The 11668-nt window shown below is 45.0% G+C and carries 9 protein-coding genes; 4 read left to right on the top strand and 5 right to left on the bottom strand.

The window, feature by feature from the left end:
- Positions 1–110: 110 nt before the first annotated feature.
- The 3 genes from LDL35_RS10480 to LDL35_RS10470 form a co-directional block, all read right to left on the bottom strand.
- Positions 111–623 (bottom strand): hypothetical protein, encoded by a 513-nt coding sequence (locus tag LDL35_RS10480; protein ID WP_304022287.1) that lies wholly within the window; start codon positions 621–623, stop codon positions 111–113.
- Between the two features lie 16 nt (positions 624–639).
- Positions 640–1164 carry an HD domain-containing protein gene (locus LDL35_RS10475; protein ID WP_304022286.1) on the bottom strand — a complete coding sequence of 175 codons (525 nt, stop codon included), beginning with the start codon at positions 1162–1164 and terminating at the stop codon, positions 640–642.
- 788 nt (positions 1165–1952) lie between these two features.
- On the bottom strand, positions 1953–3122 hold the full coding sequence (locus LDL35_RS10470; RefSeq protein ID WP_304022285.1) for an ATP-binding protein: 1170 nt from the start codon (positions 3120–3122) through the stop codon (positions 1953–1955).
- A gap of 1047 nt (positions 3123–4169) precedes the next feature.
- On the opposite strand from LDL35_RS10470, the gene LDL35_RS10465 reads away from it, so the two are divergent.
- From LDL35_RS10465 to LDL35_RS10450, 4 genes are all read left to right on the top strand, one after another.
- Entirely contained in the window at positions 4170–4409 is a 240-nt protein-coding gene (locus tag LDL35_RS10465; RefSeq protein ID WP_304022284.1) for an AbrB/MazE/SpoVT family DNA-binding domain-containing protein, read from the top strand.
- A gap of 65 nt (positions 4410–4474) precedes the next feature.
- The gene (locus tag LDL35_RS10460; protein ID WP_304022283.1) at positions 4475–4825 is read left to right on the top strand and encodes a type II toxin-antitoxin system VapC family toxin; all 351 of its coding nucleotides are present in this window, start codon (positions 4475–4477) and stop codon (positions 4823–4825) included.
- A 446-nt stretch (positions 4826–5271) separates the two neighbouring features.
- Positions 5272–6048, top strand: a complete 777-nt coding sequence (locus tag LDL35_RS10455; RefSeq protein ID WP_304022282.1) for a tetratricopeptide repeat protein — start codon at positions 5272–5274, stop codon at positions 6046–6048.
- Between the two features lie 353 nt (positions 6049–6401).
- Positions 6402–6632 (top strand): hypothetical protein, encoded by a 231-nt coding sequence (locus LDL35_RS10450; RefSeq protein ID WP_304022281.1) that lies wholly within the window; start codon positions 6402–6404, stop codon positions 6630–6632.
- Between the two features lie 309 nt (positions 6633–6941).
- On the opposite strand, the gene LDL35_RS10445 is transcribed toward LDL35_RS10450, so the two are convergent.
- Positions 6942–10769, bottom strand: a complete 3828-nt coding sequence (locus LDL35_RS10445; RefSeq protein ID WP_304022280.1) for an AAA domain-containing protein — start codon at positions 10767–10769, stop codon at positions 6942–6944.
- Positions 10770–10954: 185 nt separating this feature from the next.
- Complete coding sequence (locus tag LDL35_RS10440; protein ID WP_304022279.1) at positions 10955–11593, bottom strand: hypothetical protein; 639 nt, start codon at positions 11591–11593, stop codon at positions 10955–10957.
- Positions 11594–11668 lie beyond the last annotated feature (75 nt).

Raw genomic sequence — 11668 nt, 5'->3', positions numbered from 1 at the left:
CCGTTTTATATGTGGAATTCGAACGCATAATCTATTTACGTGGTATTATATTATAAATTTAATTTAGTTTTCAATATATTTAGATCACCACCGAAAATTCTTTTATATTATTATTTCGGCCTTTGAGGCCACTGGTGATACTCTTTCGGTATATTACTATCAGCAACTAGTGTTATCGGTGTATTGCCTGGGGATACCCGGGTGATTTTACCCATACTCTTTCCTTCCATGATGACCGGAAACCACCCCTGTGTATAGATGAGATAGGTGAATTTCTCATGCATGAGCGGTGATGAATGGAGAGGGAAATTCATCCCCGGATATCCGTCATTCATGTGACTGAAGTACATCTGATTATTGAACTGAAACCGTGAAGACCGGTCTTCATCGACCCCGACGGTTGATTTCAAAAACTCATCAAGGTCATAGAATGTCGCATCAGGACGGGCGATGACGACGAGATAATACCGGCTGTCCATCTTTGGACTGATATGAATGACAAGTGAGGGATCAAAAGCCTCCTGCCATCCTTTTTTTGTCAGACAACTCTCCAGATGTTCCATGAGAGAACGTCTGGATATCTCCTTCTCACAGAGCGAACATGTTCCTGATGGACGGGTCATTATAATGTATTCTCCATTATTCCCATTCTTTTACGATCTCCTGCAGGTCGCGATAGATATCCGTTCCATCAAGCCCTGCTTCATGTGCTATCATGAGGAGGGCCCGGGTACTCTCCCTGACACTTGGTTTTGCATGGTATTTCTCACGGTAATCATTCTTCTCATCAAGGTTGCAAAACCGGTCGGCCATCTTGACCATGATCGCATCCGGCTCATTCTGTATTCTGATTATTGCTTCACGGCGATGATCGATATCTCCTCCGGATGGGTCGGAGAGGAGATGAACGATTTTCCTGACCGGTTCAGGAAATGATTCAACATCATAATTCGTATCCTTAACCACGTCGTGGAGGATGGCCGCAGCGATGAGTTCTGATGTGACCGGATATTTCGATTCCTTTGCCAGGGTACGGGCTACCTGAAGTGGATGAGTCACGTACGGAATATCGGTCCCTTTTCTGAATTGTGTCCGGTGAGCAATGGTTGCATGGATTGTTGCAGTCAGGATTAATGGTGTGTCATGTGAGATTGAGTCTCTCATAAGTAATTCCCTACTGGTTATGCTTCCTTTACTGTATGGGTTAATTGCATCTATGTGTTCTGTCAGGTTATCGATGTATGACAATCGGTTCATCTCTTTCTCCTTCGGGTTCCTGAAATCTATTGAGTACCGGACAGATGGGAATTATCAGTATTGCATGATGCTCAATGGAAAATGGAGTTCTATTGCTCCTAAGTCTCTCCCTGAACTGTTCGGAATTTCCGATGAGTTGCGTCCTTCTATTCCTCACTGGCAGCGGGTATGATTCCTGGGTCTTTGATGATGCTTTGGAATTAATCGGGATTGTGTGGTAATTTTTCCTGGGAGGTTTATGGTAGGGGCACCTCAATGGGAAAATATGGGTAAAACGTTCATTATTTCTTACATAGGGGGTAATTTGATGTAAAGGATTTTATGGTGTTGTAATTTCTTTTATATGGTCTTTTTTTCGCAAATTAATGGATAAAATGGATTTCTCAAGGGGTCGCTATATATATTCAAACATAGGACGTCCCTGTTGTTGGTGGGAAAGAGATCGACCTTTATAAATACCTTGGGGAACGTCATTAGCGGGTTTATATTTGAGGGGCATCATTCCGACTTTTTTTGACGATTTATTTGCGTTATGGATATATGGATCGGTTGATAGGAGTATGACAAGGGAATAATCTTGGGGTGTCGCCATTGGGGGGTTCTCAATGGTGGATGCTCATATGGTTTACATACTGATACATTCTGTTTTAGAGGTCGTGTGAGATGGCTTGGGTGCGATCTGTTTTACTACCGGGTCACATTCCAAAAACCGTGATCTGCATCCCTTCCTGGTCAACCATCTCTGTGAAAATCTTCTCCTCCCAACTCATCCCTTTTTTCTGGTCAAAGATGAGCAGATATACTTCTTCTGCTCCACACCGATCTGCGTACCTGGCAACCTGTTCTATTTCCTTGCTGATGGTTGCTTCCCGGGATCCCCATGCTATCTTACATTCGATGACAAAACGCTGGCATGAACCATCGGGAAGTGACCAGAGGATAAAAATATCGGTTCTCCCTTTCCCAAGTCCATATTCCCGTGTTATCTGCCCGCCTCCATTAATAATCCGCTGGAGGAACGCCTGGAGAAGCAGTTGTGGGCCTGCTTCCCGGTATGTGAACCGTTCAAGCCAGATTTCACTGTGCTCACGGAAAAACTGCAGAAATTCCTGGAGAAGTTTTTTCATCCCCGGTCTTCCATCAGGAGTAATGTACCATGCAGGTTGTTTTGTGATGGTAAGCTGGGTTGAGTAGGTTAGTATTCTTGGGATTATCTCCTGGTAGATGAGATTTGCGATCCGGAGCTGGCCTTTTGTCGTGATAAGTCCTAGATCCTCGGCGTACCAGATATCATCTTCCGGTATGGTTTCAGGTCCTCCTTTCCCACTCAATATCTGTTCTATGACTCTGCGGACCCGCTCTTCCTTCAGCTTATCCACCAGCTGGTCAAGGTGGGTCTCCCTTCTCTGGATGAGCCGTTCTTTTGCCGCCATGACAAGGGACTGCGATATTGGGGTTGAACGGTTTTTTCCCTCTTCTATTTTAAAACAGACTTCGTATGCAAGGGCGTTGACAAGCCAGGGCTGACCCATGGTGAGTAACCAGACGGAATTCAGGGCTTCATCTTCAATGACCTGCCCGGTCTCTTTGGTATGTTCGAGGAGGAGAGTTCTGGTTTCTTCTTCAGTGAAATTCCCAAGCCGTAATGATTCAGCCTTGATATTAAAGGCACTTTTACCGGTGATGACTGCCTTGTCCTTATCAGAGTGGATTCGATAGTCACGAATGTCGCGAACTCCACAGAGGATGATTGATGAAGGAAATAATGATGATCTTTCGGAATATCCTGAACGAAGTTGCCGGAGAACAGATATCAGGGTATCTCCGACAAGGGCATCAATCTCATCAATAAAGAGGTTTATCATTCATTGGGTAGGGGATGATTTCGATATCTGCACTAATCTTTTGGACTATAACCAGGCCTTAGGAAAATTTCAATTTCATTTCCAGAAAATTAATGAAATTTGTGGACCCATATATGGTAATTTAAGTTTACTCTCAATATCATCGTATACATATACACGTAAGAGGATGGAAATTATGGCTGCACCTATTGAATTGGGGTTGATTCTTACAGGTCAGGATCGTATTGATTTTGAAGAATACCTGAAGAATCCTACATGCACCGAAGAAGGACGTAAACTGCTTCGGGAGGCTGAGGAATTAGCGAAAACCTGGCTCCAATAGAATCATCATCAAAAATTCCAGACAATTAACTGGAAGTAAGAGAATTAACTTCATTAGATCAATTGTGTGGATTTGTTTGTTCAGATCCTGATTTAAATGACTTTTTGCATAATACTGCTTTAGATGCCTTTGATGAAGGAACCTCAAAGACTCATCTGGTTTATTACAATTCCATTCTTGTAGGTTTTTTTCTCTGGCAACTGACATCATTAAAGATGATCACCTTATTGAAGGTGATATAAAACCCGGATTTGTTCCTCATAATTATCCAGCCATAAAAATCGCACGGTTAGCGACCCACAGAGATTGGGGAGGGCGTGGAATAGGGCTCTTTATGGTGAAGCAGTCCATGGCTATATCTATTGTTATTTCAAGACGGTTCTCAGGATGTCGATTTATAACTGTAGATGCGTATAAAGAGCGGGTTGGATTCTATCTAAAATATGGATTCAAACTTGTAGAAAGTACAAAGGGTAAAAATTACCCTAAATTATATTTAAATCATATTGAGATCCTTAAACAAGTAAGGGCCCTGAATTCAGCATGATTTTTACTGAAAAGCAAAAAGAAACAGGGACCAGTTTTCTTAAGGAAGGATCAGATGATGTGATACGCAGGATGGTGGAGTTTGATCCGTATCTCGTGAAAGGGTCTGATAATGAGATTTATTAAAATTTTTAGATATCCATAACTGATATGAGTGATTAATATATATATGAGAGACGATGGAAACTGTAATTTCTGAGGATAAGGATCTCATTATACCCAGAGAAATATGGAAAGAGGCTGACTTTTCTCCTGGTGATCATGTCATGATTTCAGTAAGCGGGGGGAAGATCGTAATAGTTCCTGAAAAACGGACTATTGTGGGGAGATTTAAAGCTCTTGCTGAAAAGGTTCAGATTAATGATTATCAATCTGATAAGCAGTATGATGTAGAATTGCAGGAAAGATTAGGTCTGTAAGGTATGTACTATATTGATGCGAATATCTTCATATACGCTGCAATCGATAACTCTGAAAAAGGAATATGGTCCGTTCTGTCCTCCAAAATCTTGAAAATAATAATATTTCTGCGATTACCTCATACCTCACCTGGGATGAATTTACTTATGCTCTATTAAAGAAGATAAACCGGAGTATCGCTGAAGAATATGCTTCTTTTCTCTTTGAATTAGATGGATTGTCTTTTATTCCGGTTCATGAACAGATTATAAAAACTGCTGCACATTTCTTCTCTCATTATAAATTGAAACCACGTGATGCCATTCACATGGCTACAGCTCATAATTCCGATATAAAAAACATAATATCAGAGGATTCAGATTTTGATAAGATTTCTTTGATAGAAAGAATATGGCTTGATTACAATTTGTTTTAATTCTCAATGGTCATAATTTCCAAAATTTACACATTCCCTGTTCATGATATATCCGGAAAAATATGGTGTATTGCCTGGAGATATGTAGTCAGAATAATTAATAATCTCCTGAAAGATGCAATAGCCCATTATCTCCGTCAATTCAAGGATGGATTATCGATGAGTATTCGAAGCTTTTCAGTAATAATACGGTGAGTTATAAGGGAGTGAATGGAGAAAAGAGAGTGCTGATTTTTCGATGCAACCACCGTCCCTTTTATCCGGTGAACAGGACCTGGTGATATGTTCACAATGCTCAACTTACTCACAAGAGCATATTCAATTATTCTCCCGTCGACCTATGTATCATCCCCTGCACTACTTCGATTCATTCACGTAGTGACTACTCACGAAAATCCCCCACAAAGTCTCCAGGAATCGTGCAGGGGAGAGAACGGAGGATAACCATGGAACAGGAAACACAGACACAACGAGGGATCCGGCTTGCCAGGGAAGGGAAGATGGAGGAGGCAAGAGCGGTGTTCAGAGATGTCATCGATTCCCTACCGGATGATGCATCGGTATGGTGTAACTATGCAACCACCTATCTCCATGAAGAAGATTATGTGGCAGCACTCCCGTATTTCGAGAAAGCGATAGAGCTGGATCCGGCCTTTCATGGTCCGTACCGCTCCGCCGGGATCTGTCTCACGGCTCTTGGGTTTCATGAGGATGCACTCCGGTTATATGACCGGGCACTGAAGGTTATTCCGGATAATCCTGAGATCTGGTATAACAAGGCCTATACGCTGATGGAATTGGGGAGGGTTCCTGAAGCGATTGCAGGGTATGATCATGTATTGAGAATTCATCCCCTGGATGCCGGTGCGTACATCAACCGGCGTGAACTGCTGAAGTCATGTTCGTTCAAGGGTCAGTGTGCCGTCTATTCCTGTGAAGAGGGGCAGATGAACCGGGAGACGGCGTATGTGTACTCCTGTGACGGGACGAGGTTTTTGACATTCGCCATGGATGAGGTGGATGATAAGGACCTGGTGGAGTATGATCCGGATGAGGTTGAGAAGTATGACCGACCTGATGATGATGGAGCGGTTGAGGGTATTCGGAAGGATGATCCCCGGTATCTGACCAGAAATCTTGTGTACTTTACTCCTGACGGGGTGATGGCCCATGGACAGCTGGAACATTCACCGGAGTTTCCTGCCTATGCAGAGAATTATTAGGTGTATGGATATGAGGTCCTTTGTCCGGAGAATATATGGTTTGAGGTTATTTGCCGGAGTGGGGGTCGATATCTGCTGTGTCAGAGTACTGATTTTATATATGCCCATGACCCTGATACGTTGGAGGTCCTGGATGTTTTCCGGTTTGGGGTGAAATGGGATGATTTGGCGTATGATGATGGCTGGGATGAAGGGGATAGGGAGGATTGTCAGAGGGCCTTTAGATGGTTGGAAGAAAGATTGCGATGGTATTCGTGATATGGTGGGGTCGGATTGAATTAGATAAATTATCAGAAGATATTTTTTCAAAGGGGGAAAACATCAACTATATACAGATTTCATAGGGAGGAGATATGATCGCTATCGAAGATGTTGAATCTACCCTCCGGAGACTATCGGAACCTGCCCAGAGGCAGATCCTTTCATATATTGAAGCAGTTGTGATCGCTGAAGAAGCGATGAAAGAGAGACCTCCATGCCGTTTCTCCTGGGTTGGAGCCTTGGAGAATGAAGATATCGGGAATAGTTCAGTAGATATTCAGCATAAAACAGTATCGCACTGGATTAATGTAATCGGCGAATAAAATAAGATAAGAAGTGACCCCTCTCTTACTTGTCCCATCCACCATCCGGCAGCCTCATTCTTTCAGGGAGGACTTACTCACTCTATCTCATTCTCATAATAAGAATAAAGGATTGTCAGTAACCTGGCAATTACCAATGATTCATATCGATATGGAAAACCAAGGTGATATCGATAGTTCCCGATAGGTAATGAGATACTGATTATTATTCCGGTGACTCTCTCTTGGATTCAGGCAATATTGTGATTTTAGTTATTGTATCGTTACGCATGTACCGGAATGCAAGGCTTCTAAAGAAACGGGGTATCTTTACACCCTTCCCCTATACACCGTGATCTCTGCCTCCTCTCCGCCTTCTGCAAATCCGGCCGGGAACACCCTCTCATCCCCGTTCCGCTCACAAAACCGCCGGAGATTGAACATATGATTCAGTCCGGCCATGGCATCCTTATTCTTCAGGAGTTCATATGACTGATCCAGGAGTGGCCGTGAGATGAAGAGGATACATTTCGCCTTCGCCCTGGTCACGGTTACATTCAACCGGTTTAACGAGTAGATGAAGTTCGCTTCTGACATCGCGGTTTCGATATCCGACACGCCGTAACGTGCTATCACCGCCTGTCTCTCCTGTCCCTGCATCTTATCCACGGTATCAACAAAGGGTGAATGATGCCAGGTCATTGATTTATTCAGGAGTTTTTTGATAAGCCGGATCTGTGCATGATGGGGACAGACGATAAAAAGCCCGCTTCCCCAGAACTGTTTATGCCCTTTTAAGGTATCAGGGAAGGTCTCATTAGTCTTATGGTATATCATGCACCGTTTCAAATAACAGGCGATTCGTGCGGTAAGGTCTGCCTCGACCAGGTTATCCACCGTTGCCCTGACATTATGAACGATGCAGAGGACGAGGGGATAGTCCGGGTCCACTACCCATTTCAGGAATGCCGATCCCTCACCCTCTTCTGTGTCACATGGGTCGTTAATGAGTAACTTCCTCCCTGCTATCTTTGCGGTTGCCGGGATGTACCCTGCTCCGTAGAGGGTTTCAGCCGGGAAACGGGAGAGGGTTGTGTTCATGCGGAAGTTCTCAAGGAGCTGGCAGGTGTATGCATTCCCGCTGTCCCGGTACCGGAGATAGGAGAAGACGGAGTCATGCAGGCCGGGAAGACCGTCATCCGGCTCCGGGTACTCACCCTGAATCAACGGGGGTAACTGGAGATCGTCACCGGCAAGGACAAGCCTGCCATCGGGTTTGAGGATGCCGATGACCAGTGAGAACTCACCAAACTTCATCTGACTTGTCTCATCAACGACGAGCATGTCAAAATGGCCAAGATTCGTCTCATATTTATGAACGGAGTACACCGTGCCTCCAAGAATAAGGTAGGGCTCTGTGGAACTTGATGCTGCAAGTCCCTGACTATTGATGAGATCAAACCCGTCCTGACTCTGTTCAGTCAGCCGGTCCAGTTTCCCAAGGAGTACGTCATCGACAAGCCCGGCATCGGTGAGGGTATCATGTATCTCCCAGAGCAGGTTTTCAATTGCGTTATGGGTGAATGCGGTGACCAGGATCCGAAGCCGCTTTCCGGCACTTTTGTGAGCCTGAAGGAGAGCAACGACGGACTTTGCGAGGAAATGTGTCTTGCCGGTCCCGGGTGGGCCCCAGATGAGGGTCATCCTCCGGGAGAGGACGGTGTTAAAGGCTTTTTCCTTGCTTGGCATGAAATCCGCTGATCTGATATACTCCAGGGCTTTTGACCTGATCTTCGCATCAGGGGGCATGGGAGATGAGAACCCGGCCGGGTCCCTTAAGAGCTGGAGAAAGAGTGAATCCTCCTTTTGATCGATCTCGATGAGTTTTTTGAAGATCTTATCTGAGTTGTAGTCCATGAACCGGGGATGGAGGATTGCTTTATCTCCTTCCTGAAAGGGTGTATGGCATGATCTATACGCGATGTTCATGATAAGTTCATGAATATTCCCTTCATCATCGACGGTAAAGGGGGATACGTCGCTTGCTGACATGAGTGCCGGCAGATGGTTTGGAAGATAGGGGCGATTCCGGTTCTGGTAATCGTTCATCTTCATCTGCTGTATATTCCCTTCTTCACTGGTATCGGTGAGGATGGCACGAAAGGAGTAACTATTACTCTCGAATAATCCTTCATCAAGAGGGGAGTCCAGTTCAAAGACGTGTGCACCGTCCATCGTCTCATACCGGTAGGTGAGCGGGATTGCACTCCCATGCTCGATTCGTTCACTCATGGGGAGGCACCGTTCCTCCCTGATGGCCATGGCTCCCATGAATGATTCATACCTGACGATGAACCCAATCTGTGAGAGTTCTGTGTGGCGGAAGTTTGCCTGTGATGGGAAACTGAAACGCTGTGGATAGGCAAAGAGCCGGTCTTTTACCCTGTCCCGGATCCCTCCCAGGATGGATGATGTTCCGGTCAGTCTCCGGTTCACTTCGTTTCGGATGGCGTCTCTATCCTTCTCATCCCCAGTCTTCCAGTACTTGAACAGGGGATCGCTCTTCATGATGTTGCTGAGTTTGAACCAGAAGAATGTGTTTGGAGTGATTTGAAAGTCAAATCCGGGGGAGGGGAGGATGGTGAGGATGTCGGGGAGTCTGTAGGTGATATGGACCGGGACGGCCAGGAGTTCACGGATGACTTTTGAAAGGACGATTATCGGGTAGACAACCTCGTTTGCCGGCTGTTTCTCTGCGGTGGATAATACGGTCTCCTGGAAGTGGAAGAGGAGGTGTAATGCCAGTGGTGCGAGGTCAGGGACTTTCAGGCTGTCGAAGAGGAGCCGGTTAAAGAGGGTGAGTTCAAATCCGTCAAAGACATACACCTGCACACTGACCTGCCGTGCCCACTCTTTTCCGTGATTGTAATCCGCTATCTGTTTGAGAGTGGAGAATAGATTCTGCAGGAACTCTGTCTGTGCATGGAGGCAGTCGTCTGCGTTCCTGGCGATGCTGACAAAGGTTCCAACCTTGTTTCCCAGGACCTCTTTGTCATATGTCATCCACCGGTATCCAAGTACTGCCAGCCTTCCTGATACCGGGTCCTCCTGAAGGGTGAGGAAGAACCGGATCCCCTCACTGACCGGGAGAGCTATGGTCGACCCCCCATGGGATACCAGGGTTCCTTCTTCTAGTGACGTGACGGTATGGATGAGCCGCTCACGGTTATTGCGAAGGGAGCCACAGCTGTTTAAGATGTCTTCCGATGTGGGGTCTTTCAGGAACTCTCGTAGTTCTGGGATGGTGTTGATGGGCTCCCCGCCCCATTCAGCCTCCCTGAGGTACATCCTGGCCGGGGTGGAGAGGTACGGGATGAGGGAGACGGAGTGGGTCCGTTCTGCTTCCTCCCGGCAGTTTTCGTAGAATTCACACCACTCACACCGGAAACTCAGGTGCCAGAAGACTGATTCGATGTCATCGGTGAAGATTGTTTCAAGGTTAAACCGGAGAAATTCACGGACGATGCTGATCGAGTGGGATAATTCAAAGAGCTCCGGTGTATCGGTGTTGTAGAGCCAGACAAATCCCTGGGTGAGATCGACGGTGAAGGGGAGGTGCTCTTTCTCTGCGATGGCCTTAAGGATGAGAGCATAGAGGGCGATCTGGATCTGGTGGCTCTGTTTTAATGCATCGCTGGCCTTCACGTCAATGACCTGGAGCGTGGGTTTTCCGTCTCTCTCTGCCATGAAGAGGAGATCGGGCCTGCATGGGGGAAATGCGAACTTTTCTGTATCGATGCCAAGTTCGGTGATGAGTGACTGTGGCATGACGATGGTCGGCTGGTAGAGATACTCGCCCGGTTTCATCGTTTTGAGGATCGACAGGGTTTCATCGAGGGTATGGGCCAGTTTATGGAGTGGTCCGTCCCGGTCTGCGATATGGATCTTCCCGGTGATCCGGTTTGTGATGACCTCTTCTTCCCATTCAAACCCGGATTGGAGTATGGCGGCAAGGGCGAGGCTTTGCTGGAATTTTGATTCGGGGATGTGTATCCGTGTTCGTTCTTCGACCGGGGAGGCGTTGTACCGGAGATGGCGGTCACAGCCGAAATAGTAGTATCGGGCGATGAGTGATGGGGATAGGTTATACTGGGTCATGTGGATAAGAGATAATCGGAGGGGAGAGGGATATAAGTTATTATTTAATTATTCGGATGGTCTTGAAAGGGGGAATGGAAGGGGTATAGTATGGGATGGAACGGTCTTACTGAGTGTTTAGGATTGTGGAGAATGGGGTGATTGGATGAAGGTCAGTCCATATAGAAGTAAATTTCATCCCTAGTTTAATCATTCATATTAATAACCGTTCCAAATCGTAATAGGTTTGAAATTTTTAAATCCATTTCGTTAAATAAATCAGGATTGCCTCGTGCTACTCGAGATATTGAATGACCAATTATTACTAAAACTCGAGTTGCTTCTTTACCAATTTGATTAATTTCTTCATAATTATTAATAATCTCTTGATGACCTAATAATTGGCCAATAACTTTCAAGTCTTCAGGATTTCGAAAAAAATAATGCATATAATCTTTAGAGTAGTTGAATAACCCCTTAAAAGTTTCTTTTACTAAGGAAAAACCCATTAGTCGTGCAATTTTCCATAACTTTTCTTGGCTTAAACCTATTTGCCCATGATTAAAAATATCATTAAGATCTTGAGGATTGATTAAATCTCTCCAAATAAAAGGATCTGATTGTGTGTAATCAAGGAGAATATCTTCACCTGTCAAATCGTAATTCGTTAGTAAATATACCAAACTAAATAAAACATACCGTTCATCCTCATTTAGCCAATGTAACCGCTCCATATTCGACTTATTATATAAATATTCAGGATCTGATTCAGTGTCAACAGGAATATTTGATATTACAGTATAAAAGGTGCTTAATGCAGTTAAGGGCTCTAAAATTCTCTCCACGGAAGAATCCTTTTCGGAAAAAAATCATTTAACAGGTAATTATCAACAGTTTCTTTTTCTTCCGTTCCAATATAA

Source organism: Methanospirillum hungatei, from assembly GCF_020216685.1.
GTDB lineage: Archaea > Halobacteriota > Methanomicrobia > Methanomicrobiales > Methanospirillaceae > Methanospirillum > Methanospirillum hungatei_B.
Note: the sequence above shows the minus strand (reverse complement) of the source record. Positions and strands in the feature narration are given on the sequence as shown.